This window comes from Stenotrophomonas sp. YJH_SMC_14-1, assembly GCF_059372275.1.
On the sequence record NZ_JCAFVK010000001.1, the window covers coordinates 64,659 to 89,953 of the forward strand.

The 25,295-nt window shown below is 65.1% G+C and carries 19 protein-coding genes and 11 tRNA genes; 24 read left to right on the forward strand and 6 right to left on the reverse strand.

Features of this window, described 5'->3' with window-relative positions; genetic code table 11:
• Positions 1 to 171: 171 nt before the first annotated feature.
• The 4 genes from ppk1 to AC5P9P_RS00360 all read right to left on the reverse strand — a co-directional run bounded on the left by ppk1 (position 172) and on the right by AC5P9P_RS00360 (position 6,154).
• On the reverse strand, positions 172 to 2,259 hold the full coding sequence (ppk1, locus tag AC5P9P_RS00345; RefSeq protein ID WP_005408256.1) for a polyphosphate kinase 1: 2,088 nt from the start codon (positions 2,257 to 2,259) through the stop codon (positions 172 to 174).
• Positions 2,260 to 2,263: 4 nt separating this feature from the next.
• Positions 2,264 to 3,595, reverse strand: a complete 1,332-nt coding sequence (gene phoR, locus AC5P9P_RS00350) for a phosphate regulon sensor histidine kinase PhoR (RefSeq protein WP_005412369.1) — start codon at positions 3,593 to 3,595, stop codon at positions 2,264 to 2,266.
• Between the two features lie 106 nt (positions 3,596 to 3,701).
• A complete protein-coding gene (gene phoB / locus AC5P9P_RS00355; RefSeq protein ID WP_005408258.1) occupies positions 3,702 to 4,391 on the reverse strand; it encodes a phosphate regulon transcriptional regulator PhoB in 690 nt (229 codons plus the stop codon).
• Positions 4,392 to 4,507: 116 nt separating this feature from the next.
• On the reverse strand, positions 4,508 to 6,154 hold the full coding sequence (locus tag AC5P9P_RS00360; RefSeq protein ID WP_043033734.1) for a M48 family metalloprotease: 1,647 nt from the start codon (positions 6,152 to 6,154) through the stop codon (positions 4,508 to 4,510).
• A gap of 142 nt (positions 6,155 to 6,296) precedes the next feature.
• Between AC5P9P_RS00360 and grxC the strand changes: the two genes are divergently transcribed.
• The 6 genes from grxC to AC5P9P_RS00390 all read left to right on the forward strand — a co-directional run bounded on the left by grxC (position 6,297) and on the right by AC5P9P_RS00390 (position 10,962).
• Positions 6,297 to 6,587: a glutaredoxin 3 gene (gene grxC / locus AC5P9P_RS00365; protein WP_004154541.1), complete on the forward strand. Its 291-nt coding sequence runs from the start codon at positions 6,297 to 6,299 to the stop codon at positions 6,585 to 6,587.
• A complete protein-coding gene (locus AC5P9P_RS00370; protein ID WP_049433210.1) occupies positions 6,584 to 6,976 on the forward strand; it encodes a carboxymuconolactone decarboxylase family protein in 393 nt (130 codons plus the stop codon). Before grxC ends, AC5P9P_RS00370 begins: the two co-directional genes overlap by 4 nt.
• Before the next feature lie 257 nt (positions 6,977 to 7,233).
• Entirely contained in the window at positions 7,234 to 8,238 is a 1,005-nt protein-coding gene (locus tag AC5P9P_RS00375) for an isocitrate dehydrogenase (protein WP_033835461.1), read from the forward strand.
• A gap of 243 nt (positions 8,239 to 8,481) precedes the next feature.
• Positions 8,482 to 9,225 carry a cysteine hydrolase family protein gene (locus AC5P9P_RS00380; protein ID WP_049403860.1) on the forward strand — a complete coding sequence of 248 codons (744 nt, stop codon included), beginning with the start codon at positions 8,482 to 8,484 and terminating at the stop codon, positions 9,223 to 9,225.
• A 53-nt stretch (positions 9,226 to 9,278) separates the two neighbouring features.
• On the forward strand, positions 9,279 to 10,187 hold the full coding sequence (locus AC5P9P_RS00385) for a LysR family transcriptional regulator (RefSeq protein WP_495232553.1): 909 nt from the start codon (positions 9,279 to 9,281) through the stop codon (positions 10,185 to 10,187).
• A gap of 25 nt (positions 10,188 to 10,212) precedes the next feature.
• Positions 10,213 to 10,962, forward strand: coding sequence for a sulfite exporter TauE/SafE family protein (locus AC5P9P_RS00390; RefSeq protein WP_164207826.1), 750 nt, complete (start codon positions 10,213 to 10,215; stop codon positions 10,960 to 10,962).
• Between the two features lie 60 nt (positions 10,963 to 11,022).
• On the opposite strand, the gene AC5P9P_RS00395 is transcribed toward AC5P9P_RS00390, so the two are convergent.
• Complete coding sequence (locus AC5P9P_RS00395; protein WP_005408265.1) at positions 11,023 to 11,781, reverse strand: Bax inhibitor-1/YccA family protein; 759 nt, start codon at positions 11,779 to 11,781, stop codon at positions 11,023 to 11,025.
• A 180-nt stretch (positions 11,782 to 11,961) separates the two neighbouring features.
• Between AC5P9P_RS00395 and AC5P9P_RS00400 the strand changes: the two genes are divergently transcribed.
• From AC5P9P_RS00400 to AC5P9P_RS00430, 7 genes are all read left to right on the forward strand, one after another.
• Positions 11,962 to 12,038 (forward strand) — tRNA-Pro (locus AC5P9P_RS00400).
• A 39-nt stretch (positions 12,039 to 12,077) separates the two neighbouring features.
• Positions 12,078 to 12,154 (forward strand) — tRNA-Arg (locus tag AC5P9P_RS00405).
• A 143-nt stretch (positions 12,155 to 12,297) separates the two neighbouring features.
• Positions 12,298 to 13,035, forward strand: coding sequence for a BPL-N domain-containing protein (locus tag AC5P9P_RS00410; RefSeq protein ID WP_005408266.1), 738 nt, complete (start codon positions 12,298 to 12,300; stop codon positions 13,033 to 13,035).
• Between the two features lie 193 nt (positions 13,036 to 13,228).
• A tRNA-His gene (locus AC5P9P_RS00415) sits at positions 13,229 to 13,305 on the forward strand.
• Between the two features lie 79 nt (positions 13,306 to 13,384).
• Positions 13,385 to 13,460, forward strand: a tRNA-Lys gene (locus AC5P9P_RS00420).
• 197 nt (positions 13,461 to 13,657) lie between these two features.
• A tRNA-Lys gene (locus AC5P9P_RS00425) sits at positions 13,658 to 13,733 on the forward strand.
• Positions 13,734 to 13,953: 220 nt separating this feature from the next.
• Positions 13,954 to 14,253, forward strand: a complete 300-nt coding sequence (locus tag AC5P9P_RS00430; protein WP_049433212.1) for a hypothetical protein — start codon at positions 13,954 to 13,956, stop codon at positions 14,251 to 14,253.
• A 1,060-nt stretch (positions 14,254 to 15,313) separates the two neighbouring features.
• Here AC5P9P_RS00430 and AC5P9P_RS00435 read toward each other — a convergent pair.
• Positions 15,314 to 15,397, reverse strand: a tRNA-Leu gene (locus AC5P9P_RS00435).
• Positions 15,398 to 15,798: 401 nt separating this feature from the next.
• Here AC5P9P_RS00435 and tig point away from each other — a divergent pair.
• The 11 genes from tig to AC5P9P_RS00490 all read left to right on the forward strand — a co-directional run bounded on the left by tig (position 15,799) and on the right by AC5P9P_RS00490 (position 25,091).
• Entirely contained in the window at positions 15,799 to 17,094 is a 1,296-nt protein-coding gene (gene tig, locus AC5P9P_RS00440; RefSeq protein ID WP_495232554.1) for a trigger factor, read from the forward strand.
• Between the two features lie 76 nt (positions 17,095 to 17,170).
• A complete protein-coding gene (gene clpP / locus AC5P9P_RS00445) occupies positions 17,171 to 17,797 on the forward strand; it encodes an ATP-dependent Clp endopeptidase proteolytic subunit ClpP (RefSeq protein ID WP_004146318.1) in 627 nt (208 codons plus the stop codon).
• A 126-nt stretch (positions 17,798 to 17,923) separates the two neighbouring features.
• Positions 17,924 to 19,213, forward strand: coding sequence for an ATP-dependent Clp protease ATP-binding subunit ClpX (gene clpX / locus AC5P9P_RS00450; RefSeq protein ID WP_004154600.1), 1,290 nt, complete (start codon positions 17,924 to 17,926; stop codon positions 19,211 to 19,213).
• Positions 19,214 to 19,356: 143 nt separating this feature from the next.
• Positions 19,357 to 21,804 (forward strand): endopeptidase La, encoded by a 2,448-nt coding sequence (gene lon / locus AC5P9P_RS00455; protein WP_033835467.1) that lies wholly within the window; start codon positions 19,357 to 19,359, stop codon positions 21,802 to 21,804.
• 217 nt (positions 21,805 to 22,021) lie between these two features.
• Positions 22,022 to 22,294, forward strand: a complete 273-nt coding sequence (locus tag AC5P9P_RS00460; protein WP_005408270.1) for an HU family DNA-binding protein — start codon at positions 22,022 to 22,024, stop codon at positions 22,292 to 22,294.
• Between the two features lie 11 nt (positions 22,295 to 22,305).
• Positions 22,306 to 22,380 (forward strand) — tRNA-Val (locus AC5P9P_RS00465).
• Positions 22,381 to 22,406: 26 nt separating this feature from the next.
• Positions 22,407 to 22,483: transfer RNA gene (locus AC5P9P_RS00470), tRNA-Asp, on the forward strand.
• Positions 22,484 to 22,566: 83 nt separating this feature from the next.
• Positions 22,567 to 22,643: transfer RNA gene (locus tag AC5P9P_RS00475), tRNA-Asp, on the forward strand.
• 86 nt (positions 22,644 to 22,729) lie between these two features.
• Positions 22,730 to 22,806: transfer RNA gene (locus AC5P9P_RS00480), tRNA-Asp, on the forward strand.
• Positions 22,807 to 22,912: 106 nt separating this feature from the next.
• Positions 22,913 to 22,989 (forward strand) — tRNA-Asp (locus AC5P9P_RS00485).
• Between the two features lie 146 nt (positions 22,990 to 23,135).
• Positions 23,136 to 25,091 carry a peptidyl-prolyl cis-trans isomerase gene (locus tag AC5P9P_RS00490; protein WP_495232555.1) on the forward strand — a complete coding sequence of 652 codons (1,956 nt, stop codon included), beginning with the start codon at positions 23,136 to 23,138 and terminating at the stop codon, positions 25,089 to 25,091.
• Positions 25,092 to 25,295 lie beyond the last annotated feature (204 nt).

Sequence of the window (25,295 nt, forward strand, 5' to 3'; positions counted from 1 at the left end):
CAACGTCAACGTCAAAAGCGGGGTATCCGTGGGATGGCGGACCCACCCCGCCTTCGACAGATTTCTGCGATCTGATGGTGGGTGCCGACCGTTGGTCGGCACTGATCCTATCCCGCCCCAAATCGGTGCCTACTGCTCTTGGTAGGTGTCGACCTTGGTCGACACACCGGGTCAGAGCCCCTGCATCAATGCCATCTGCGCAGAATGCGGGGCTTCGTCGTGGGCCGGGGCACGCTTGTGGTAGATGCCGTCGGCATCCAGTTCCCAGGCGTTGAGGTTGTCGTCCAGGTAGTTCTGCAGCACCTCGCGGTAGACCCGCTTGGCCAGCTCCGGGTCGAGAATCGGGAAGCAGGTCTCGACCCGGCGCAGCAGGTTGCGCTCCAGCCAGTCGGCGCTGGCGCAGTACATCTCCGGTGCGCCGTCGTTGCCGAACCAGTAGACGCGGCTGTGCTCCAGGAAGCGGCCGACGATCGAGCGCACGCGGATGTTGTCCGAGATGCCCGGCACACCCGGGCGCAGGGTGCAGGCGCCGCGGATGATCAGGTCGATCTGCACGCCGGCCTGCGAGGCGGCGTACAGCGCGCGCACCACTTGCGGTTCGTTCAACGCGTTCATCTTGGCGATGATCCGCGCGGGGCGGCCGGCGGCGGCGATGCGCGTTTCGCGCTCGATGCGGCCGAGGATGCCGGTGTGCAGGGTGAAGGGCGACTGCAGCAGGCGCTTGAGCTTCATCTTCGAGGCCAGCCCGGACAGCTGCTGGAACAGCAGGTGCACGTCGTTGCCGATGTCCGCATCGGCGGTGATCAGGCTGATGTCGGTGTACGCGCGGGCGGTGCCGCTGTGGTAGTTGCCGGTGCCCAGGTGTACATAGCGGCGCAGCTTGCGGCCCTCGCGGCGCACGATCAGCAGCATCTTGGCGTGGGTCTTGTAGCCGACCACGCCGTACACCACCTGCACGCCGGCTTCCTGCAGGCGATCGGCCAGGCCCAGGTTTGCCTCTTCGTCGAAGCGTGCGCGCAGTTCAACGACCACGGTCACGTCCTTGCCGTTGCGCGCGGCCTGGATCAGCGCATCGACAATCAGCGAATCCTTGCCGGTGCGGTACAGGGTCTGCTTGATCGCCAGCACGTTGGGGTCGATCGCCGCCTGCCGGATCAGGTCCAGCACCGCGGTGAAAGCATCGAACGGGTGGTGCAGCAGCAGGTCCTGGCGCGCCGCGGTCTCGAAGATGCCGTCGCTGTCGCGCAGCGTGCGCGGGGTCATTGGCGGGTACTTCAGGTCCGGCTGTGCGATCAGGTCGTACAACTGGATGATGCGGTTGAGGTTGACCGGGCCGTCGATGCGGTACACCGCGTTCTCGGTCAGGCCGAAGTTCTGCAGCAGGGTGCGCACGATCTCGCGCGGCATGTCCTGCGCGATTTCCAGCCGCACCGCCGGCCGGTAGCCGCGATCGACCAGTTCGTCGCGCAGTGCCAGCGCCAGGTTCTCCACCTCCTCCTCGTCCACCACCAGCTCGGAGTTGCGGGTGACGCGGAACTGGTAGGCCCCCTGGACTTCCATGCCCGGGAACAGCTCATCGACGAAGGTGGACAGCACCGAGGACAGGAACACGAAATTCTGCGACCCGCCGAGCTTCTCCGGCAGCTGGATGATGCGCGGCAGCGAGCGCGGCGCACGCACGATGGCCAGATGGCCGGCGCGGCCGAACGCGTCGGTACCCTTCAGCACCACCACGATGTTCAGCGACTTGTTGAGGATCTTCGGGAACGGGTGCACCGGGTCCAGGCCCAGCGGCGACAGCACCGGCATGATCTCGTTGCGGAAATAGGCGCGCAGCCAGCGCCTCTGCCGATCGGTCCAGGAGTGGCGGCCGAGCACGCCGATGCCGGCCTCCATCAGCGCCGGGCGCAGCGTCTCGTTCCAGCAGCGGTACTGTTGGTCGACCAGTTGTGCCGCGCGGTCGTGGATGGCGTTGAGGATCGCCTGCGGGCTCATCCCGTCCGGTGCCGGTGGCAGGCCGAATTCCTGCGCGTGGCGGACGGCGGCGGCGCGGATCTCGAAGAACTCGTCCAGGTTGGTGCAGGAGATGCACATGAAGCGCAGGCGCTCCAGCAGCGGCACCTGCGGATCCATCGCCTGCGCCAGCACGCGGAAGTTGAAATCCAGCTGCGACAGCTCGCGGTTGATGTAGAGCGCCGGGTCGCGCAACGGATCGTTGTCCGGGCTCACGGGGAGGGGGAGGGATCCGAGGCTGCTCATGGCGTCATTCTTCGATGGAAGTCAGGGGGGCGGACTCGCGCGGGCGCACGTGGTCGGCATCGAAATGGCAGGAAAACACCGAGCCCTTGCCGACCTCGCTTTCAATCTCCAGCCGCGCGTGGTGCAGGCCGAGGATGTGCTTGACGATGGACAGGCCCAGGCCGGTACCGCCGCTTTCGCGGGAGCGGCTGCTGGAGACACGGTAGAAACGTTCGGTCAGGCGTGGCAGGTGGGAAGCCGGGATGCCGTAACCGGAATCGCGCACTGCCAGCACCGCGCCATCGCCTTCGCGGCGGAACTCCACGGCGATGCGGCCACCGGCCGGCGTATAGCGCACCGCATTGGTGACCAGGTTGGAGAAGGCGCTATGCAGCTCCTTGGTGGAACCCTGCAGGTCGACGCCGGCCAGATCGTCGATGCTGATCTGGTGGCGGCCCTGGCTGTGCGCTTCGGCCTCGCGGCGTAGTGTGGCCAGCATCGGCTGCATGGCGACGGTCTCTTCCTCGCTGTGCTCCTGCGATTCCAGCCGCGACAGGGTCAGCAGGTCTTCCACCAGCTGGGCCATGCGCTGGCTCTGCTTGCGCATTTCTTCCAGCATCGGACCGGTGCCCGGGAAATCCTCCGGGTCCATCATGTCCAGGTAACCGTGGACCACGGTGAGCGGCGTGCGCAGTTCGTGTGAAACGTTGGCGACGAAGTCGCGGCGCACCTGTTCCAGGCGCAGCAGCTTGCTGACGTCGCGGGCGATCAGCAGCCAGTAGTCCGAAGAATACGGAATCAGTCGCAGGTTCAGGCGGATCGCAGGATCGACCGGTGAGGGCACGTCCAGGATCGGCTCGGCGTTGCGGCCGCCGGCCAACCAGTGCGCCAGCGGCATCGGCTGCAGGCGTTCGACCAGCGCCTCGCCGAGGTCGCCCGGATGATGCAGGCCAAGCAGGGCGGTGGCCGCTTCGTTGAACCACTGCACGCGCTGGCTGTTGCGGTCCAGCACCACCACGGCATCGGGCAGCGCGGCGGCAGCGGCGCGGTAGCTGCGCAGCATGTCGAGCAGGCGGCGCTTGCGAACGCGCATTTCCACCTGGTTGCGGTACAGCAGGCGGTCCAGCTCGTTCCAGACGCCGGTGCCTTCCTCGGCGGTGTCCCAGCGCTGGCGCGCGGTCAGCCGGCGCAGCACGCTGCGCAGCCGCCAGTAATGCCAGGCCAGGGTGGCCAGCGCGCCCAGTGCGATGCACAGCCACAGGTGACCCGTGAACCACCCCACCAGTCCGGAGAACAGCAGTACCGCGGCAACGGTGGCCAGGGTCTTCAACCAGGCAGAGCGGATGTGGCGGGGCATTGCGATCTCGTCGTTGAAGTGCGGCGGTTCACTGGGGTGAACCGAGGGTTATAGCAGAGTTGCCGGCGCCGGCACCCGCGGGTGCGCGGCGTCGGCACGACGAGACTCAGGTCGCGGTGGAGAAGCGGTAGCCGGCGCCGCGCACGGTCTGCACCATGTTCTCGGCGTTGAACGGTTCCAGCGTCTTGCGCAGGCGGCGGATGTGCACGTCGATGGTGCGCTCCTCCACGTACACGCTGCCGCCCCACACATGGTCCAGCAGCTGGGCGCGGGTGTAGACGCGCTCGGGGTGGGTCATGAAGAAGTGCAGCAGGCGGTACTCGGTCGGGCCGATCGGCACCGGCTGGTCGTTGGCGAACACGCGATGGGCGGCGCCGTCGATGCGGATCGGGCCGACGGCCACGCTGCCGTCCTCGTCGTCCTCGCGGGCGCGGCGCATGACCGCACGGATGCGGGCCAGCAGTTCGCGCGCCGAGAACGGCTTGACCACATAGTCGTCGACGCCGGCTTCAAGGCCACCTACGCGGTCGTTCTCTTCACCGCGGGCGGTCAGCATGATGATCGGCACTTCGCGGGTCAGCGTTTCCTTGCGCCAGCGGCGGGCCAGGTCCAGGCCGCTGGTGCCGGGCAGCATCCAGTCCAGCAGGATCAGGTCGGGGACGCGATCGGCGATGGCGGTCTGGGCCTCACGGGCATCGCCGGCGTGGACCGGTTCGTAATCGCCCTTGCGCAGGGCGAAGGCGACCATTTCACGGATCGCGGGCTCGTCATCGACGATCAGGATGCGTTTCTGCACGAGGACACCGTAGGGCTCGGTTACTGGAGTGGTGCCAGTAGACTACGGTTTGATGACATGTTTGTGACTACCTGGCCGGAACCGGTCGGGATTGCCATCGACCGGTCACGCAGCACTCAGCGGCGGTCCAGGTCCGGGTCCTGCACGCCCTGGCGGCGCAGCTCCAGCACGGTGGGGGTGATCGCCTCGATGCGCGCATCCACCCGCGCCCGGCCCACGTAGTCCAGCGCCGGGTTGCGCTTGAGGGCCTGCAGCTGCATCAGCGATTGCTCCGGGCGGCCGCTGAGGAAGGCGGCCTCGGCATAGGCCTCGCTGGCGCGCACGCTGTCACCGGCCAGCTCGCTGGCGCGGGCGTATCGCTGCTGGAAGACCGGATCGTTACCACTTTGCGACAGCAGGGGCCGCAGCATGGCCTGCGCGCGCTGGCCCGCCTCGCGGGTGCCCTGTTCGTTCAGGATCTCGGCGTAGGTCAGGGCCACGGGCCGGCTGTTGGGGTGCTCGCGCAGCAGCTGCTCGAAACGGGTGTTGGCCTGCGCGCCCAGTCCGGCACGCGATTCGGCCTCGCCCAGCCCCAGTGCCAGCCACAGGTTGTCCGGGCGGGTCTGTAGCAGGCTGGCCAGGGTCTGCCGGGCCTGCGTGGCACCGCTGCGGCCGCCGCGCATGACCGCCAGCGCCTGGCCATAGCGCTGGGCGTCGTTGAGACCGTCCTTCTGCCGCTTGGCCATGTCCGCGTATTCGCGCTCCAGCTCGGCGGTGGAATCGGCGCTCAGCACGCGCAGGCGCTCGCGCGCCCACTCGAAGTCGCCACTGGCGCCACGGGCCAGCTGGCCGACCGGAACGCGCAGCACGCTGCTGGGAAGCAACGGGTTGTTTCCGCGCAGCAGCGGCTCGGCCAGGCCCGGATCGGCTGGATTCACCCGCTCCTTGCGCTCGCCGCTGGGGGTGCTGGTGGTCAGCAGCACCGTGTCCTTCTTCATCTGCTCGGCGCGGGCCTTGGCCTCGCTGATGCGGGTGATGTTGACCGGATGGGTGCGCAGGAACTCGGGCACGCTGTAGCCGCCCTCGTTGCCGCGCATCGCCGCCGACATGCGCTCGAAGAAGCCGGCCATGGCATCCACGTCGTAGCCGCTGCGCGACAGGGTGCGGATGCCGAGGCGGTCGGCCTCCGATTCGTTGGAGCGGGTGTAGTTGATCTGCCGCTGCTGCATCAGGCCCATGCCGGAGCTGATCGCGGCCATCGTCGCGTTGCCGGAGGAGGTGCTGTTGCTGGCCTGCGCGGCCACCACCGCCGCCAGCATGCCGAGCAGGATCGGTATCTGGTCGCGCTGGGCGCGTTCGACCCCGCGCAGCACGTGCTGCTGGGTGACGTGGGCGATTTCGTGCGACAGCACTGCAGCCACCTCGTCCTCGCGCTCGGCGGTCAGCACCAGGCCGGCATTGACCCCGATATAGCCGCCCAGCGTGGCGAAGGCGTTGATCTGGCGGTCCTTCATCACGAAGAACGTGTAGGGCTGGCGCGGCTGGTCGCTGTTGGAGCCAAGCCGGGTGCCCATGGTCTGCAGCCAGTCGTTGACCAGCGGGTCATCCAGCAGGTAGCCGTAGTTGCGCAGCTCGCGCAGCATCATCGCGCCGTACTCGGCCTGGCGCGCCGGGGTCAGCAGCTCGCCGGCCGAGGAGCCGATGTCGGGCAGCTTCTCCTGGGCCTGGGCCAGCGGCATGGCCAGGGCCAGGGTAACGGCGGTAGTCAGCAGCAGGGCTCGCAAGCGGAAGGTCCTCGGGCAGGGCGCGCCAAGCCTGGCAGGGCAGGGGGCAACCATTCGTTAACCCACAGTGTTGCGGCGGTGGCGTGGAATTTCCAGCGCACCGGTACCATATGTAGACCGTCGATCCATCGTGGAGTTTCCCGTGACAGCCCAGACCGCCGGCGGCGCCCCCGCCATCACCATCTATTCCACCGCCGTCTGCCCGTACTGCGTGGCCGCCAAGAACTTCCTGAAGAGCAAGGGCCAGCAGTGGACCGAGGTCCGCATCGACCTGGACCCGGCCGAGCGCGAGAAGATGATGGCACTGACCCGCCGCACCAGCGTGCCGCAGATCTTCGTCGGCGACGTCCACGTGGGCGGCTACGACGACATGATGGCCCTGCACCGTGAAGGCAAGCTCGAGCCGCTGCTGGCCGGGCAGGGCCAGGCATGAGCGCGGCCGACGACGGCAGCAAGGACCGCATCGCCGAATTCACCGAGTTCCGCAAGCGCATGAACGAACGCATCCTGGGCGAACCGAACCAGGTGGTGCGGCGCTTCTTCGCACTGGACACGCAGACCTACCAGGCCGGCGCGCTGGACGTGAAGACCAAGGAACTGCTGGGCCTGGTGGCCTCGATGGTGCTGCGCTGCGACGACTGCATCAGCTACCACGTGGCCCAGTGCAAGGACGCCGGCGTGACCCGTGAAGAGTTCTTCGAGACCTTCTCGGTCGGCCTGGTGGTCGGCGGTTCCATCGTGATCCCGCACCTGCGCCGCGCGGTCGACTTCCTCGACCAGCTCGAAGGCGGCGCCAGCGCTCCGGCAGCGCACGAGCACTGAGGGTAGTGCCGGCCGCTGGCCGGCATCGCCTGAACTCGACCTGGCCGAGGTTGCCGGCCAGCGGCCGGCACTACCGTGCTTTTCCGCGATCCAGCCGCCAACGCGCGCGGGCACACTGCCTGAGCCGGGCACTGGGACCATGGTCTATTTGGGACCTCGGCCCCGTCTCAGGCATAATTGCCGGTGAAACTTCCTTTGCGCCGGCGTTTCCGGGCACGTCCGGACGGCGTTTTTCCCCCTGTTCGGAACATCGATCAATGACGCAGAAAATTACGGTCATCCGCGGCGACGGCATTGGCCCGGAAATCATGGACGCCACCCTGTTCGTGCTCGACCAGCTCAAGACTGGGCTGGAGTACGAAGACGCCGACGCCGGCCTGGTGGCCCTGGAAAAGCACGGCGACCTGATGCCGGCGGTGACCCTGGAATCGATCGCGCGCAACAAGGTCGCGCTGAAGAGCCCGCTGACCACCCCGGTCGGTGGTGGCTTCACCTCGATCAACGTCAGCCTGCGCCGCCATTTCGACCTGTACGCCAACGTGCGTCCGGCCCACACCTTCCCGAACACCAAGTCGCGTTTCGACAACGTCGACCTGATCACCGTTCGTGAGAACACCGAGGGTGCCTACCTGGCCGAAGGCCAGGAAGTGTCGGCCGACGGCGAGACCGCCTTCTCCGGCACCCGCATCACCCGCAAGGGCTCCGAGCGCATCGTGCGCTACGCCTTCGAGCTGGCCAAGAGCACCGGCCGCAAGAAGGTCACCGCTGTGCACAAGGCCAACATCATCAAGTCGACCTCGGGCCTGTTCCTGAACGTCGCCCGTGAAGTGGCCGCGCAGTACCCGGACATCGAGTTCCAGGAAATGATCGTCGACAACTGCTGCATGCAGCTGGTGATGCGTCCGGAACAGTTCGACGTGATTGTCACCACCAACCTGTTCGGCGACATCATCTCCGACCTGTGCGCCGGCCTGGTGGGTGGCCTGGGCCTGGCCCCGGGTGCCAACATCGGCAAGGACGCCGCGATCTTCGAAGCCGTGCACGGCACCGCGCCGGACATCGCCGGCCAGGGCAAGGCCAACCCGTGCGCGCTGCTGCTGGCAGCCGCGCAGATGCTGGACCATATCGGCCAGCCGGAAAACGCCGAGCGCCTGCGCAAGGCCATCGTGGCCACCATGGAAGCCAAGGATTCGCTGACCGGCGACCTGGGCGGTACCGGCACCACCATGAGCTTTGCCCAGGCCATCGCCAGCCGCCTGTAAGCGGCCGGGCGACCTCGGTTGAATCCACAGCGGGGCGCCTTCGGGCGCCCCGTTGCGTTGTGGGCTGACTCGTAGATCCACGCCATGCGTGGATGGCGGGGCTTTGGTCCGCAGCCACCCATGGGGGGGGCTACAGGGGTTGTCTGTGCGTATTTCGCACAGATCATGTGCTGTTGCACGGCTGGTTCGTGCGCCATCCGCTCTGCATCCTGTGCCCACTTTCCACTGCACAGGAGTCGCTCCATGAATCTCACCGCCTTCGGCCTGGCCAGCCTGATCGGCATGGCCGCCACCATTCCGGTTGTTGCCGCCGAGTCGGCTCATCCCACCATCCGCTATATGGCGGGCGCGCCGGTCGCGACCTCGCTGGATGCAGCGAGGACCGCCGTGCTGGTGATCGACTTCCAGAACGAGTACTTCGATGCCAAGGCCGCGCCGGGCTTTGCCGGTGGCCGCATGGTCATTCCCGATGGCGTGGCCGCACTGCGCCAGGCCAAGCGGGTGGTCGCGTTCGCCGATGCCCACGGCATCCGCGTGATCCACGTGCAGCACGTGTTGCCGGCCGGTGCACCGCTGTTCGCGCAGGGCAGCGTCAATGCCGACTTCCATCGCGACCTGCAGCCGCGCAAGGGCGAGACGGTCGTGCAGAAGGACAACGTCAGTGTGTTCGCTGGCAGCTCGGCCGCGGTGCTCGACACGGTGCTGAAGGATGCCGGCATCGACACCCTGATCGTCACCGGCCTGCAGACCCATGCTTGTGTGGCCGGTGCGGCGCGCGACGCGGCGGCCGCACCCCGTGGTTACCGGGTGATCGTGTCGTCCGATGCCAGCGCCAGTCGTGACCTGGACCTGGCTGGTGGCCAGCGCATCGATCATCGCGCGCTGCACGATGCCTCGCTGGCGCAGATCGAAGACGCCTTCGGTGATGTCATGAGTACCGACGCGATCCTGGCGTTGCCGGTGCGCAAGGCCGGCGACGGCGCTTGATAAGCTGGCGGGGCCCGCATGCCGTGGGCCCCGCCACATGGAGTTGCCCGCCGATGGATCACTTCGCCGCCCTGCGTGCGCTGCGCGCCATCGTTGACGCGGGCAGTTTCACCGCGGCCGCTGAACGCCTGGGGACCACTCACTCGGCGATGTCACGGCAACTGCGCCAGCTGGAAGAGCATCTGCAGGTTCGCTTGCTCGATCGCAACAGCCGCAGGCTGTCATTGACCGAGGCCGGGCGCGACTACTACCGCGAGGCGGCAACGCTGCTGGACCGCCTGCAGGAGGCGGACGACCGTGCCCGCGCCGGGCAGGCGCAACCCAGTGGCAGCGTACGCATCAGCGTGCCGCAGGTCGTGGCCAGCCAGGAGTTGCAGCATTGGTTGCCGTCGTTCCTGCAGCGTTACCCGCACGTCTCGTTGGATCTGTCGGCCGATGATCAGCTGGTCGATGTCGTCGGTGGTGGGTTTGACTTGGCCCTGCGCATCGCGCATGCGTTGCCGGACAGCCAGCTGGTCGCACGTGAACTGGCCAGCTGCTCGCGCATCCTGGTGGCCGCCCCAGCCTACCTGGCGCGTCATGGCCTGCCGCGTCAGGCATCGGATCTCGCGCAGCACACGCTGCTGGGCTTCAGTCCCACACCGTCAATGCCGCCCTGGCAGCTGCAGGGGCCGCGTGGTGCCAGCATGAACATCGAGGCTGGCCAGCGCCTGCGCGTGGATGCCACGCCGGCACTGTATGCCGCCGCGCTTGCGGGAATGGGCATCAGCCTGTTCACCGCACTGACGGTGCAGGAAGACCTACGCGCCGGTCGTTTGATCCGTGTGCTGCCTGCCTGGCACGCCGGACAGCGGCGCTACTTCGCGCTGTATTCGCATGCACGTGCGCTGGCGCCGAAAGTGCGTGCGCTGGTCGAGCACCTTGCGGCGCACTACGCTGCACAGGTGGGCGCGGCAGGGTAGTCGCGCGGCTGCAATCGAGGTGGTGATGGAGTCGGTGTATCTGCTGGTCGCACTGGGCGCGATCGTCGCCGGATTCGTGCAGGGCCTGTCCGGCTTCGCCTTTGGCATGGTGGCGATGTCGTTCTGGGCATGGGGGCTGGAGCCGCGACTGGCGGCCACGCTGTCGGTGTTCGGCGCGCTGGTCGGCCAGCTGGTCGCGGTGTTCACCGTGCGCCGCGGATTCAACCTGCGCCTGCTGCTGCCGTTCGTGCTGGGCGGGTTGGCCGGCATTCCGCTGGGCGTGATGGTGTTGCCGCAGCTGGACATGGACTGGTTCAAGGCGCTGTTGGGCGGCTTCCTGGCGTTGTGGTGCCCGGTGATGCTGATGGTGCGCTCGTTGCCTCCGGTCCGCGTTGGCGGCCGTATCGGTGATGCGATTGCTGGCATGGCCGGTGGCGTGCTCAGCGGCATCGGCGGCTTCGCCGGGCCGGTGCCGACGTTGTGGAGCACGCTGCGCGGCTTCGGCAAGGACGAGCAGCGCGCGGTCATCCAGAACTTCAATCTGGCCATGCTGGCGGTGACCATGGCCACCTATGTCGGCAGTGGCCTGGTGAGCCGGCAGATGCTCCCGTACTTCGCCATCGTGGCGCCAGCCATGCTGGTGCCGACCCTGCTGGGCGCGCGCGTCTACATCGGCATCAGCGAGCTGCGCTTCAGGCAGGTCGTACTGGGCCTGCTGACCGCATCAGGCATTGCGTTGGTGGCCTCGTCGCTGCCGACGCTGCTGGCGCGCTGAGGGAGGAACGAAAAAGGGCGCCACGAGAGGCGCCCTTTGTCATCTATGGCATGTTCCGATTCAGCGCTGCTGGATCTTCGACAGCAGGCGCAGGAACTCCACATACAGCCAGACCAGGGTCACCATCAGGCCGAATGCGCCATACCACTCCATGTACTTCGGCGCGCGCTGGGCCACGCCGGTCTCGATGAAGTCGAAGTCCAGTACAAGGTTCAATGCAGCCACGACCACCACGAACAGGCTGAAAGCGATACCCAGCCAGCTGGAGTCATGGATCACCGGCACGTTGATGTTGAAAAAGCCCAGCACGAACGATGCCAGGTAGAGCAGGGCAATGCCGCCGGTGGCGGCGACCACGCCCATCTTGAAGTTCTCGGTGGCCTTGATCACGCCGCTGCGGTATGCGACCAGGAGGGCGGCCAGGGTGCCGAAGGTCAGCAGTACGGCCTGGAACACGATACCCGGGTACTTCATGTTGAACAGCGCCGACACGGCGCCCAGGAACAGGCCTTCGACCAGCGCGTACATCGGCGCGGTGACCGGCGACCATTCCTTCTTGAAGATGGTGATCAACGCCAGCACCAGGCCGCCGATCGCCCCACCGATGGCGTACAGGCTCGCGCTGCCGGAAATCTGGCCGTACTCGTCGACCGCCTGGCTCCAGGCGAACGCCGCGGTCAGCACGGTCAACAACAGCAGGATGCCGGTCTTGTTGGCGGTGCCGTTGAGAGTCATCACCTGGTCGGGGCTGGTCACCACCGAGCCGCTGGCGAGGTCGAGGAAGGTCGACTCGGAAAGAGCCGGGTTGCCGCTGCGCATGCGTGTTCTCCGTGCGGATGAGGGGCTGGACGGCCATCCGGCCGATGACCGGGAGCATAGCTGATGGCTGCACGTGGTGCCGTGCCAGGCGACGCGTTCGAGTCGCCCGCGTTGACAGTTCATGATGCGCTTGGCCACAATGACCAGCTCCCCGGGCCTGGCCCGAGGGGATTGCAAGACCGGGGTATAGCGCAGTCTGGTAGCGCGCCTGCTTTGGGAGCAGGATGTCGGGGGTTCGAATCCCTCTACCCCGACCAATCCCACATCACGTCGGATTGGACACCGTTCCGGTCCGGGCGCCCGTAGCTCAACTGGATAGAGCACCGGCCTTCTAAGCCGGCGGTTACAGGTTCGATTCCTGTCGGGCGCGCCATTTCACCCATCTCCTGCAGGTCCTGTTGTTACCGGCCTCTGCCTGGTCCTGCGCTGTGTTGGCGCGCATTCAATCTGGTCCGTCGTGGCCGATGCATAGTCGGCCTGCCCCATGCCGGGGTGACTGCGCTGAGCCATCCCTTGATGAACACCGTTGCGCGATCGCGCTGTCTGCTGCTGGCGATGGGCCTGGGGCTTGCCGTGCAGGCGTCCGCCAACGCCCCAGTGATTGCGGTCTACCGCGGCGAGGCCGGTTGCCCAGGGTGTTCGGAGGCCGTCGAACAGGCCATCCATCGTTCGCGTCCGGACTATCACGTGGTGTTCGTCGGCCCGGGCGAGGCCGTCGATGTCGATTCGCTGGCTACGTCGCGCTACCGGGCCTATGTGCAGCCGGGGGGCGGGCAGGACATCGACGCCGCGATGGCGGCGGTGGGCGAAGAGGGGGCGGCAGTCATCCGTCGTTTCGTCGATGCAGGTGGAACCTACATCGGCCTGTGCATGGGGGCCTACCTGGCCGGTGCATCGCATCTGGGCCTGTTGGCGCAGGACCTGGACGCCGAGGCCGGCAGGCCGGGATTCCCGGTGCAGGATGAAGACGATGCCGTGATTCCCGTCGTCTGGGACGGGCGCCGCCAGACGGTGTACTTCCAGGACGGTCCCTACCTGCCCAAGGCGCCACGCGACCAAGGGTTCAAGGTGATTTCCCGCTACACCAATGGCGACATTGCGGCTGCGTCGTATCGCCACGGGAAGGGCAGGGTGGTGCTGTCGGGACCCCATCCGGAAGCGCCGACGCAGTGGTTCAAGATGGCGGAAATCCCGCTTTCGCAGATGCCGTCGGCCGATCTGTTCAAGTCACTGCTGGATGAGGATCGGCGCTGAGGCGGGCGCGTGCGCAGCGCGACGCGGGGCGGAATGGCGACCGGCACATCAATGTGAAGAAATGCTTGCAATTCCTTCGCGACTCCCGGAAAATGCCGGACTCGCTTCAGGGGACGGCCTTCTGGTCCCACCCGGTCGCAACGCATCAGGTTCCACTGCTGGCAGCATCGGCAGGGGAGCAGAAGTTTCAGTGGTGGCTGTAGCTCAGTTGGTTAGAGTACCGGATTGTGATTCCGGTGGTCGGGGGTTCGAATCCCCTCAGCCACCCCACTGTTTCAACCGTATCGGCGCCGCCGGAGCGGTATTGCAATAAACAGAATGCACGCTACAATGTGTGTCTGAGTTTCACGGGCCGTTAGCTCAGTTGGTAGAGCAGTTGACTCTTAATCAATAGGTCCAAGGTTCGAATCCTTGACGGCCCACCAAGACAGAAGCCACCTGGTACGCCAGGTGGCTTTTTTCTTATAAGTGTGAACCCGTCATTTCGATGGATCACGCGCTGAAGCGCTCCGCCTGGCGGGGTTCTGCAGCGGCAGCGGGACTGCAGCGCTTGTTTCAACGATGTTGAAAAAAGTGCTTGCACCCACCGAGCGGATCGGGTCATAATTCGCGCCCCGATTTCGGGCTGTTAGCTCAGTTGGTAGAGCAGTTGACTCTTAATCAATAGGTCCAAGGTTCGAATCCTTGACAGCCCACCAGACGAAAGCCACTTGGTTCGCCAAGTGGCTTTTTTCTTGCCTGTTTGCCGGGTTGCGCTTCATCCACGCATGGCGTGGATCTACTGAAGCGGTGCTGAAACCAGGGGCATGTGCGTCATCAGTGTTCTCAATGCTGTGCGCTGCTTCTCACCGCATTGCCTCTTTCATCGCACCCAATGGATCTTCCGCGCCGAGGGCGCATGTGAGAAGGAAGAAGCTGATGACCGATATCAACCGACTGTGCCGGATGGCGTGGGTTCCTTTCGCGTTGCTGGCGCTGATGGCCTGCGCACCTGGCAGTGACCCGGCGAAGACGGTCGAGCGCGATGCGGGCACCGGGGCCGTTCCGGCGCGCCCGATCGCAGGAGTCGCGCAGCCGGCATCGCTGGCGGAGGGTGGGGCCGCCAGCGAGGCTGTGGACCTGCGTCGCACCGATGATGGTGGCGTGGACATCCGCAAGGTGGATGCGGCTGGGCAGGGCGCTGACGCATCTGCGCCCCCTGCCGCGGCGAAACACTGAGTGGCTGCCGTCCCGAACGGTCGCCTGACTTTCGGGACGGCCTTTGGCGCGGACGATGTGCCCGCCTGTCATGTTCAGTTTTGTGCAGGCCTTCCGATTCCAGCCGGCGCCTGCGACAATGAACGCCTGTGCCGGCCACGCGAAAGTGGCGGAATTGGTAGACGCCCTGGATTTAGGTTCCCCTCCGGTTCCTTAATTTTCAATGCCTTAGCGGCCCTCCCGAGACACAATCTTGGCACACGGGCCACGCACTGCCACACGATCTCCCCCTAAATGCCATCCCTGTGCCACGGCGTTGGCACATGTGTGTCCGCCTGTGGTTTTGCTTGATTAAAAATGTTTTTGGAACGCTATGTTTCCCCAGTGTGATTTATGTAGAATGGCTGCGCACGATGTGTGCGGTCCCTATAGGTAATCTGATTGATCATTGTTGACGCCACGCGCCCCCCTAAGCTTTACCGATACTCGCAGCGAGTCTTTCTAGAAAAATCCCTCGCTCGCGGAGAGTTCAGGCTCATGCCTGCGTCCTACTATGGAACCCTTGAGGGGGACGCTGCACGCCAAGACAACGAGCTATGTCGCACTAGGGTTGTGGGTGGTGAGGAGATATCCATCACTGGCGTTGATGGTCGCGTCATTCGCCCATTGGGCGACGTAACCTTCACCTCACAGTTGGAGCGGGACTACTGGGTCGCCTGCTTCTCAAGTCGCTGGAACCCTGAAGTCGGTGGTGGCTTTGACAGCGCGGACGCCTGCCTAGTAGTTCATGATCCCGAGGCGTTGCTCGAAAGAATGCATGCTGAGATTGAGCGCGTACTCCCAGGAGCCATTACTGCAGACGCCTCAGTAAGCTACGGAAAGCCTCATGGACTTGGAGTTTGCTATTCGAAGCCAGTCTCTTACGCAGATCAATGCGAGTACCGTCTCACGGCACTGGCTCCAGATGCACGTCAGCTTTCGCCCTGGACAATTTCCATCGGCAGCATCGAAGACATAGCTGAGATTGTTCCCTCTCTTCCTATGGCTTAAGAGGGGCCGCCAAGAGATTGAGATAGTTCTATGGTGCCGGTGACAGGACTCGAACCTGCACGCCAAAGGCGAACGGACCTAAACCGTTTGCGTCTACCAATTCCACCACACCGGCATGGGCAGTCGGAGTCTACCTGACTGAAATTGATCTGGCGAAGGAATTGCATCGAACCGGTGATGTAGTTCTGGCTGTGGAGGTGCTATCTGATGCCTGTGGCACACTAAACTGGCCAAAATCCAGTTGCGTCAAGACTTTAAGTCAATCTGCATTGGATAGAGGTTCCAGTGCCGCAAGGCGTGGGGGTTCGAGTCCCCCCTTTCGCACCAGTGCCGGCCTGTCCCCCGCCCTGATCGGGCCCCGCTGCCCCCTTGACCGGCACGCGCTGGCAGTGCAGGCCGAATTGGGCGAAACTAAAGGGCTGCGGCAAGCAGGCGCGTCCCAGACGTCGTGTCCTTACAACCGTTTCATCCCAATCATCGAGCCGGGGGCCTGCGCCACCGGTGGCAGGAGTCAACATGCAAGCTTCGATCGAATCCACCGGCAACCTGGAACGCCGCCTGAGCTTCTCGCTGCCGGAAGCCCGTCTGCAGAGCCACATCGCCGGCCGCCTGGGCGAAATCGCCCGTACCACCCGCATCAAGGGTTTCCGTCCGGGCAAGGTGCCGGCCAAGGTGATCGAGCAGCGCTTCGGCGCGCAGGTCCGTGGCGAGGCGCTGGACGGCCTGCTGCGCGAAACCTTCGACGCGGCCGTGCGCGAGCACGATCTGCGCATCGTCGGCAGCCCGCGCATCGACAAGGGCGACGAGGGTGAATTCTCCTTCGTGGCCACCGTGGAAGTGGTGCCGGACTTCGGCGACATCGACGTCAGCAAGCTGACTGTCGTGCGCCACACCGCCGAGATCACCGACGCCGACATCGACCAGATGATCGAGAACCTGCAGAACCAGCGTCGTACCTGGGCCCCGGTCAGCCGTGGCGCGCAGGACGGTGACCTGGTCGCGGTGGAAACCTGGTCGCAGGCCGGTGAAGAGCGCCTGCCGGCCGAAGGCACCGAGAAGGGTTCGATCGTGCTCGGACAGGGCATGATGTTCGAGACCATTGAAAAGGGCCTGGTCGGCCTGGCCAAGGGCGAAGAGAAGACCCTGGACGTCGAGTTCCCGGCGGACTGGCGTGTGCCGGTGCTGGCCGGCAAGACCGTGCAGGTCACCGTCAAGGTCGCCGAAGTGTCCGAGCCGGTCGTGCCGGCGGTCGACGAAGCCTTCATCAAGAGCTTCGGCGTGAAGGGTGGCGATGTGGAGCAGTTCCGCAGCGACATCCGCGCCAACCTGGAGCGCGAGCTGAAGGGCGCCCTGATGAACCGCCTGCGCCGCGAAGTGGGCGAGCAGCTGATCGCCGCCTATTCCTCGGTGGAAATGCCGCCGCGCCTGGTCGAGAACGAAGCCCGTGCCATGCTGGCCCAGCAGGTCGAGCAGATCCGCCGCAACGGCCAGAACGTCGGCGAGATCCCGGCCGATGCCCACGAAGGCTTCAAGGAAGCGGCCGCCAAGCGCGTGCTGGTCGGCCTGCTGGTCGGTGAAGTGGCCCGCATCAACGACCTGCGCCTGGAAGCCAAGCGCCTGAACGAAACGATGCGTCTGATCGCTTCGACCTACGAAGAGCCGGAGCAGGTCATTGAGATGTACCGCAACGACCCCCAGCTGATGTCTGGCCTGCAGAACCGTGTGATGGAAGAGCAGGTGATCGACTGGATCGCCGAGCGTGCCCAGCACACCGAAGAGAAGCTGTCGTTCCAGGACGCGATCCGCCAGTAAGCCCGGGCGGATCACCGGATGCCCCGCGCCTTTGCCGGCGCGGGGTTGTTGCCCCCCAAGATAGGTACCTCACGTAATGGACAACCGAACCAAAGCCCTGAACCTGGTTCCGATGGTGGTCGAGCAGACCAGCCGCGGCGAGCGTGCCTACGACATCTATTCGCGCCTGTTGAAGGAGCGCCTGATCTTCCTCGTGGGCCCGATCGACGATCACATGGCCAACGTGGTGGTGGCGCAGTTGCTGTTCCTGGAATCGGAAAACCCGGAAAAGGACATCAACATCTACATCAACTCGCCGGGTGGCGTGGTCACCGCCGGCATGGCGATCTACGACACCATGCAGTACATCAAGCCGAATGTGAGCACCACCTGCATCGGCCAGGCTGCCTCGATGGGTGCCCTGCTGCTGGCCGCGGGCGAAGCCGGCAAGCGCTATGCGCTGCCGAACTCGCGCGTGATGATCCACCAGCCGCTGGGCGGCTACCAGGGCCAGGCCACCGACATCGACATCCACGCGCGTGAGATCCTGACCCTGCGTTCGCGCCTGAACGAGGTGCTGGCCAAGCACACCGGCCAGTCGCTGGAGACGATCGCCCGCGACACCGAGCGCGACAACTTCAAGAGCGCCTTCGAGGCGCAGGCCTACGGTCTGGTCGACCAGGTCCTGGAGCGTCGTCCGGATGAGTCGATCCAGGCCGGTTGACCGGCCTTCACGGGGCCATGGAGGCCTCGTTCCTGCAGGGTCGGGCGGGACTGGTGTCCCCTCGGCCCTGTGCTATTCTCGAATCGAACCCCCGTTCAGCGGGTGGGGTAACTGGGTAAGCGAAGCATGAGCGAAGACCGCCAAGGTCGTTCCACGGACACCGGCAAGATCCTCTACTGCTCTTTCTGCGGCAAGAGCCAGCATGAAGTGCGCAAGCTGATTGCGGGTCCGAGCGTGTTCATCTGTGATGAATGCGTGGAGCTGTGCAACGACATCATCCGCGAGGAGCTTGAGGAAAAGGCGCAGTCGGCGCGCAGTTCGCTGCCGAAGCCGCGCGAGATCCTCGAGGTGCTCGACCAGTACGTGATCGGCCAGAACCGCGCCAAGCGCACCCTGGCCGTGGCCGTGTACAACCACTACAAGCGCATCGAGAGCCGGCAGAAGAACGACGACGTCGAACTGGCGAAGTCGAACATCCTGCTGGTCGGCCCGACCGGTTCGGGCAAGACCCTGCTGGCCGAGACCCTGGCCCGCCTGCTCAACGTGCCGTTCACCATGGCCGACGCCACTACGCTGACCGAAGCCGGTTACGTGGGCGAGGACGTGGAGAACATCATCCAGAAACTGCTGCAGAAGTGCGACTACGACGTCGAGAAGGCGCAGCAGGGCATCGTCTACATCGATGAAATCGACAAGATCTCGCGCAAGAGCGAGAACCCGTCGATCACCCGCGATGTGTCCGGCGAAGGCGTGCAGCAGGCCCTGCTGAAGCTGATCGAAGGCACCGTGGCCAGCGTTCCGCCGCAGGGCGGCCGCAAGCACCCGCAGCAGGAATTCCTGCAGGTGGACACCAAGAACATCCTGTTCATCTGCGGCGGCGCGTTCGCCGGGCTGGACAAGGTGATCCAGGCCCGTTCCACCGACGTCGGCAGCATCGGCTTCGGCGCCAAGGTGAAGAGCAGCGAGCGCAAGCAGGAAGTGGGCAAGGTGCTGGCCGAAGTCGAGCCGGAAGACCTGATCAAGTTCGGCCTGATTCCCGAGTTCGTCGGCCGCCTGCCGGTGGTGGCGACCCTGGAGGAGCTGGACGAGCCGGCCCTGATCAAGATCCTGACCGAGCCGAAGAACGCCATCACCAAGCAGTTCAAGAAGCTGTTCGAGATGGAGAACGTCGAGCTGGAGTTCCGCCCGGACGCGTTGTCGGCCATTGCCCGCAAGGCGCTCAAGCGCAAGACCGGTGCCCGCGGCCTGCGTACCATCGTCGAATCGGTCCTGCTGGACACCATGTACGACCTGCCGTCGCAGGAAAACGTCAGCAAGGTGGTGGTGGACGAGTCGGTGATCGAGCACAAGTCCGAGCCGTACCTGATCTACCAGACCCCGGCGGCCCCTGAACAGAAGGCCGCAGGCGCCGAGTGATCCTTCCAGGTTGTTGATTGGAAAGGATTTTCAAGGAATGCCTTGCATCTGAAAGCCGATGGCCCCATAACGGGGCCATCGGCTTTTTTTGTCTCCGGAAGATGCCCTCCCGGAGGCGGTTTTCCCCCTTCCCTGGAGCCCCCATGGCCCGTTCCCCAAGTGAAACCCTCGACCTGCCGGTCCTGCCGCTGCGCGACGTAGTGGTGTTCCCGCACATGGTCATCCCGCTGTTCGTCGGCCGTGACAAGTCCATGCACGCGCTCGAACAGGCAATGGAGGCGGACAAGCGCATCCTGCTGCTGGCGCAGAAGTCGGCCGAAACCGACGACCCGCATGCGGCCGACCTCTACCAGGTCGGTACGCTGGCGCAGGTGCTGCAGCTGCTGAAGCTGCCCGACGGCACCATCAAGGTGCTGGTCGAAGGACTGTCGCGCGTGCAGGTCACCCACGTCGACGAGCGCAACGGCTCGCTGCACGGCCAGGCGGTGGAGATCGACGCCACTGACGAGCGCGAAGCGCGCGAGGTCGAGGCCATCGCCCGCTCGCTGATGTCGCTGTTCGAGCAGTACGTCAAGACCAACCGCAAGCTGCCGCCGGAGCTGTTGCAGACGTTGTCGGGCATCGATGAGCCGGCGCGCCTGGCCGACACCATCGCCGCGCACATCAGCGTGCGCCTGGCCGACAAGCAGCGCCTGCTGGAAACGCTGGCCGTGGGCGACCGCCTGGAAATGCTGGTCGGCCTGGTCGACGGCGAGATCGACGTGCAGCAGATGGAGAAGCGCATCCGCGGCCGCGTGAAGTCGCAGATGGAGAAGAGCCAGCGCGAGTACTACCTCAACGAACAGATGAAGGCCATCCAGAAGGAACTGGGTGACCTGGACGACGCACCGGGGGAGCTGGAAGAACTGGCCCGCAAGATCGCCGAAGCCGGCATGCCGAAGGCCGTTGAAGCCAAGGCGCGCAACGAACTGAACAAGCTCAAGCAGATGTCGCCGATGTCGGCCGAAGCCGCGGTGGTGCGCAACTACCTGGAGTGGCTGCTGGGCGTGCCGTGGAAGAAGCGCAGCAAGGTGCGCAAGGACCTGAAGGCTGCGCAGGACACCCTCGACGCCGATCACTACGGCCTGGAGAAGGTCAAGGAACGCATCCTTGAATACCTGGCGGTACAGTCGCGCGTGAAGCAGATGAAGGGCCCGATCCTGTGCCTGGTCGGGCCGCCGGGCGTGGGCAAGACCTCGCTGGGCCAGTCCATCGCCAAGGCCACCAACCGCAAGTTCGTGCGCATGTCGCTGGGCGGCGTGCGCGACGAGGCCGAGATCCGTGGCCACCGTCGTACCTACGTCGGTTCGATGCCGGGCCGCATCGTGCAGAACCTCAACAAGGTCGGCAGCAAGAACCCGCTGTTCGTGCTCGACGAGATCGACAAGATGTCGATGGACTTCCGTGGCGATCCGTCTTCGGCGCTGCTGGAAGTGCTCGACCCGGAGCAGAACAACGCGTTCAACGACCATTACCTGGAAGTGGACCTGGACCTGTCCGAAGTGATGTTCGTGGCCACCTCGAACTCGCTCAACATTCCCGGCCCGCTGCTGGACCGCATGGAAGTGATCCGCATCCCCGGCTACACCGAGGATGAGAAGCTCAACATCGCCACCCGCTACCTGGTGCCCAAGCAGGTCAAGGCCAACGGCCTGCAGCCGGAAGAGCTGGAGATCGGCAGCGATGCCATCCAGGACATCGTGCGCTACTACACGCGCGAATCGGGCGTGCGCAACCTGGAACGCGAGATCGCCAAGATCTGCCGCAAGGTGGTGAAGGAGATCGCGCTGGCCGGCCCGCAGCCGGCCAAGGCGAAGAAGGGCGCGAAGAAGAAGGCGCTGGTGAGCGTGTCCAGCAAGAACCTGGACAAGTACCTGGGCGTCCGTCGCTTCGACTTCGGCCGTGCCGAGGAAGAGAACGAGATCGGCCTGGTCACCGGCCTGGCCTGGACCGAGGTGGGCGGCGATCTGCTGCAGATCGAATCGACGCTGGTGCCGGGCAAGGGCCAGCTGATCCTGACCGGCCAGCTCGGCAACGTGATGAAGGAATCGGCTTCAGCGGCGCTGTCGGTGGTGCGTTCGCGCGCGGTCGGCTTCGGCATCGACAGCGACTTCCTGCAGAAGCACGACGTGCACCTGCACGTGCCCGATGGCGCCACCCCGAAGGACGGCCCGAGCGCCGGTGCGGCAATGGTCACCTCGCTGGTGTCGATGCTGACCAAGGTGCCGGTGCGTGCCGATGTGGCGATGACCGGCGAGATCACCCTGCGGGGTCGCGTCACCGCCATCGGTGGCCTGAAGGAAAAGCTGCTGGCGGCACTGCGTGGCGGCATCCGCACGGTCATCATCCCGGAAGAGAACCGCAAGGACCTGGCCGACATTCCGGCCAACGTCACCCGCGATCTGAAGATCGTCCCGGTGAAGTACATCGAAGAGGTCCTGGACCTGGCGCTGGAGCGTCCGTTGGCACCGAAGAAGGCGCGCAAGAGTGCGCAGCGTGTCACGGTGCGCAGCAAGGCCAAACCGAGTGGAAGCGCGCGCGTCAAGCATTGACGCGCGCTGTCCAATGGCCCGAAACCCGCGTCATTGCTGGCTTTCCAGCTTGCGTGGGGGTAGGGCCACTGGTATAAAAGCAGCACTCGCGAATGAGTGATCGCTGCCAGCGATGACTGAATCGGCGAACCGTTTCCACATGGTGGCCGCATGCAGAAGGCATGCGGTTGCTTCCCTGTCGAATAAGCGGAACCCACCGCCAAAGGAGTTGTAGAGAATGAACAAGACCGAATTGATCGATGCCGTTGCTGAAGCTGCCGACCTGACCAAGGCCGAGTCCAGCCGCGCTGTCGATGCCGTCGTTGCTGCCATCACCAAGGCGCTGAAGGACGGCGATGCGGTCACCCTGGTTGGCTTCGGTACCTTCCAGGTCCGCGACCGTGCTGCACGCACCGGCCGCAACCCGAAGACCGGCGACACCATCAAGATCGCTGCTTCGAAGAATCCGTCGTTCAAGGCTGGCAAGGCCCTGAAGGATGCTGTAAACTAAGCGGCTCGCTGGGGTGCTTAGCTCAGCGGTAGAGCGTCTCCTTTACACGGAGAGGGTCGGGGGTTCGAAACCCTCAGCACCCACCACAGCACCGCGGTAAAAGTTTGAGTGTGGAGCGGTAGTTCAGCTGGTTAGAATGCTGGCCTGTCACGCCGGAGGTCGCGGGTTCGAGTCCCGTCCGCTCCGCCATTCAACGAGGCCTCCGGCCAAAAGCTGGAGGCTTTGTTTTCTTCCCGGTCCAGGCCGGCTGGAAAGCAAAAAAGCAACAATGCGGAGCGGTAGTTCAGCTGGTTAGAATGCTGGCCTGTCACGCCGGAGGTCGCGGGTTCGAGTCCCGTCCGCTCCGCCACTACATCGAGGCCCCCGGCCTGAAGCCGGGGGCCTTGTCTTCTCCCCGGAAGGCTCGGGAAGAAGGCGAAAGGTTTTTGCAAGAACGGAGCGGTAGTTCAGCTGGTTAGAATGCTGGCCTGTCACGCCGGAGGTCGCGGGTTCGAGTCCCGTCCGCTCCGCCATTGCAGAATTCTTAAGTCCCTGTGAAAAAACTTTGAAAAAAGTGTTCATCGGGCTGGGTTTCCAAGGAGTCTTCGGATATACTGGGCACCTGCAAAGTTTCAGCGCGGAGCGGTAGTTCAGCTGGTTAGAATGCTGGCCTGTCACGCCGGAGGTCGCGGGTTCGAGTCCCGTCCGCTCCGCCAACTCTAAAAGCCCTCGGCGCAAGCCGGGGGCTTTTTCTTTGTGCCGTCGGAAGCGGTGCGCAGGCCACGCCAGCGCTGCTTTTGGTCCCTGCGACGAAGCGGGTTACACTGCCGGGCTCGCCAATCAGGCCTTGTGATTCCTCACCATGCTGCAGAAACTCCGCGACAAGACCTCAGGCTGGATCGTCACCGTGATCCTGGGGCTGCTGATGATTCCGTTCCTGTTCGTGATCGACAACAGCTACCTCGGTGGCGTTGGCGCACAGAACGTGGCCAAGGTTTCCGCGCCGCCGACCTGGTGGCGTTCGGCACCGTCGTGGTGGCCGGTGCGCATGCTGTGGCAGCACCATGAGATCAGCGCGCAGGATTTCCGCACCCGCTTCGAGCAGGAGCGCATGCGTGAGCGCCAGCAGCAGGGCGAGAATTTCGACCCGCGCGCGTTTGAAAGCACCGAAAACAAGCTGGCCGTGCTCGATCAGCTGATCGACGAACAGGTCGTGCGCCTGGTTGGCGAGCAGGCCGGTGTCGTGATCGGCGATGGCGCGGTGCGCGAGTACATCGCCACCATCCCGGCCTTCCTCGATTCGAACGGCAAGTTCAACGAGAACAACTACCGCCTGGCGCTTGCCGGTGGCAATCCGCCGCGCACGCCGACCCAGTTCCAGGAACTGGTGCGTGAGAGCCTGCAGCAGTCGGTGATTCCGTCGGGCCTGCAGAACTCGGGCTTCGTTACCCAGTCCGAGACCGAGCGCCTGCTGAAGCTGCTGGGCGAGACCCGCGATGTCGAACTGGCCGCGTTGCCGGAAGTGCCGGCCGATACCGCGCCGGTGACCGACGCGCAGATCAAGCAGTGGTACGACAGCCATGGCAAGGACTTCCGCCAGGCCGAGAGCGTTTCGCTCGAGTACGTCGAGATCAATGGTGCGAACCTGCCGGCACCGACCGCCGCCGACGAAGCCACCCTGCGCAAGCGCTATGAAGACGAGAAGGCGAAGTTCACCACGCCGGAGCAGCGCCAGGCCTCGCATATCCTGATCGCCGGCGACGGTGCCGAAGCCATGGCGAACAAGATTGCCGCCGAAGCCAAGGCTGCCGGCGCCGACTTCGCTGCACTGGCCAAGGCCAACTCGGAAGACCCGGGTTCGAAGGGCCAGGGGGGTGACCTGGGTTGGGTCGAACGCGGCGCGATGGTCAAGCCGTTCGAAGATGCGCTGTTCGCTGCCAAGGCCGGTGACGTGATTGGTCCGGTCAAGACCGAGTTCGGCTATCACATCATCAAGGTTGCTGCGGTCCGTGGCGGCCAGGGCAAGTCCTTCGAGGAAGTGCGTGACACGCTGGCTGCCGAGCAGCTGAAGGCCGACGGCGAGCGCGGCTTCAACGAACTGGCCGGCCGTCTGGTCGACGCCATCAACAAGAGCCCGAGCGATCTGGCTGCCGCGGCCAAGGAAGTGAACCTGCCGCTGCAGACGCTGGGCCCGATCACCCGTGCCACCGCCAGTGGCATCGCCGCTGACCCGGGCGTGCTGCGTGCCGCCTTCTCCGACGTGCTGGTGCAGGACGGGACCGCCAGCGACCCGATTGCGCTGGGCGGCGCGACCAACCACAGTGTGGTCATCCGCGTGGCCGCGCACACCCCGGAACAGGCCATGCCGCTGGACAAGGCGCGCGAGCAGGTGATCGCCGCGATCCGTGCCGACCGTCAGCGCCAGGCCAGCGACAAAGCGGCCGATGCCGTGCTGGCCAAGCTGAAGGCGGGCGCCACCCTGCAGTCGCTGGCGGCCAGCGAGAAGCTGCAGCTGAGCCCGATGCCCGGCCTGCCGCGCAGCCAGCCGGTGCCGACCCCGGAAATCAACCGCGCGATCTTCAGCGCGCCGGTGCCGGCCGATGGCAAGCCGAGCTACGGCAAGGTCGATGTCAACGGCCATGCGTTGCTGTTCGCGGTGAACAAGGTGAACCCGGGCGACGTGAAGGAAGTGACCGCCGAGCAGCAGAAGCAGCTGAAGGACCAGCTGAGCCAGATCGATGGCATGGCTGCGGCCAAGGCCTATGTCGAGGCGATGCGCAAGAAGTTCGTGATCCAGACCACCGAAGCGAACCTGTAAGCCTCGCGGCGGGCAGAATCGAAGAAGGCCCGGCAATGCCGGGCCTTTTTTTGTCTTCGCGTCGTTTGTGGCGCGCTTGGCCTCTGGTAGTGGTCGAGCTTGCTCGACCGCCTCTTGTAAAGTCGAGCCGTGCTCGACTGCATCCGCTGGGCGCAGGCATGAAAAAGCCGAGCATGGGCTCGGCTCTATACGGGAGGCGCTTGG

Excerpts from the sequence above, each read along its gene's own strand:
- AC5P9P_RS00380 (WP_049403860.1), top strand. The coding sequence starts at position 8,482 with ATGAATCTCACCGCCTTCGGCCTGGCCAGCCTGATCGGCATGGCCGCC.
- AC5P9P_RS00460 (WP_005408270.1), top strand. The coding sequence starts at position 22,022 with ATGAACAAGACCGAATTGATCGATGCCGTTGCTGAAGCTGCCGACCTG.
- AC5P9P_RS00490 (WP_495232555.1), top strand. The coding sequence starts at position 23,136 with ATGCTGCAGAAACTCCGCGACAAGACCTCAGGCTGGATCGTCACCGTG.
- clpP (WP_004146318.1), top strand. The coding sequence starts at position 17,171 with ATGGACAACCGAACCAAAGCCCTGAACCTGGTTCCGATGGTGGTCGAG.
- phoR (WP_005412369.1), bottom strand. The coding sequence starts at position 3,595 with ATGCCCCGCCACATCCGCTCTGCCTGGTTGAAGACCCTGGCCACCGTT.
- clpX (WP_004154600.1), top strand. The coding sequence starts at position 17,924 with ATGAGCGAAGACCGCCAAGGTCGTTCCACGGACACCGGCAAGATCCTC.
- lon (WP_033835467.1), top strand. The coding sequence starts at position 19,357 with ATGGCCCGTTCCCCAAGTGAAACCCTCGACCTGCCGGTCCTGCCGCTG.
- ppk1 (WP_005408256.1), bottom strand. The coding sequence starts at position 2,259 with ATGAGCAGCCTCGGATCCCTCCCCCTCCCCGTGAGCCCGGACAACGAT.
- AC5P9P_RS00390 (WP_164207826.1), top strand. The coding sequence starts at position 10,213 with ATGGAGTCGGTGTATCTGCTGGTCGCACTGGGCGCGATCGTCGCCGGA.
- AC5P9P_RS00385 (WP_495232553.1), top strand. The coding sequence starts at position 9,279 with ATGGATCACTTCGCCGCCCTGCGTGCGCTGCGCGCCATCGTTGACGCG.
- AC5P9P_RS00370 (WP_049433210.1), top strand. The coding sequence starts at position 6,584 with ATGAGCGCGGCCGACGACGGCAGCAAGGACCGCATCGCCGAATTCACC.
- AC5P9P_RS00410 (WP_005408266.1), top strand. The coding sequence starts at position 12,298 with ATGAACACCGTTGCGCGATCGCGCTGTCTGCTGCTGGCGATGGGCCTG.
- AC5P9P_RS00395 (WP_005408265.1), bottom strand. The coding sequence starts at position 11,781 with ATGCGCAGCGGCAACCCGGCTCTTTCCGAGTCGACCTTCCTCGACCTC.
- AC5P9P_RS00375 (WP_033835461.1), top strand. The coding sequence starts at position 7,234 with ATGACGCAGAAAATTACGGTCATCCGCGGCGACGGCATTGGCCCGGAA.
- AC5P9P_RS00430 (WP_049433212.1), top strand. The coding sequence starts at position 13,954 with ATGACCGATATCAACCGACTGTGCCGGATGGCGTGGGTTCCTTTCGCG.
- tig (WP_495232554.1), top strand. The coding sequence starts at position 15,799 with ATGCAAGCTTCGATCGAATCCACCGGCAACCTGGAACGCCGCCTGAGC.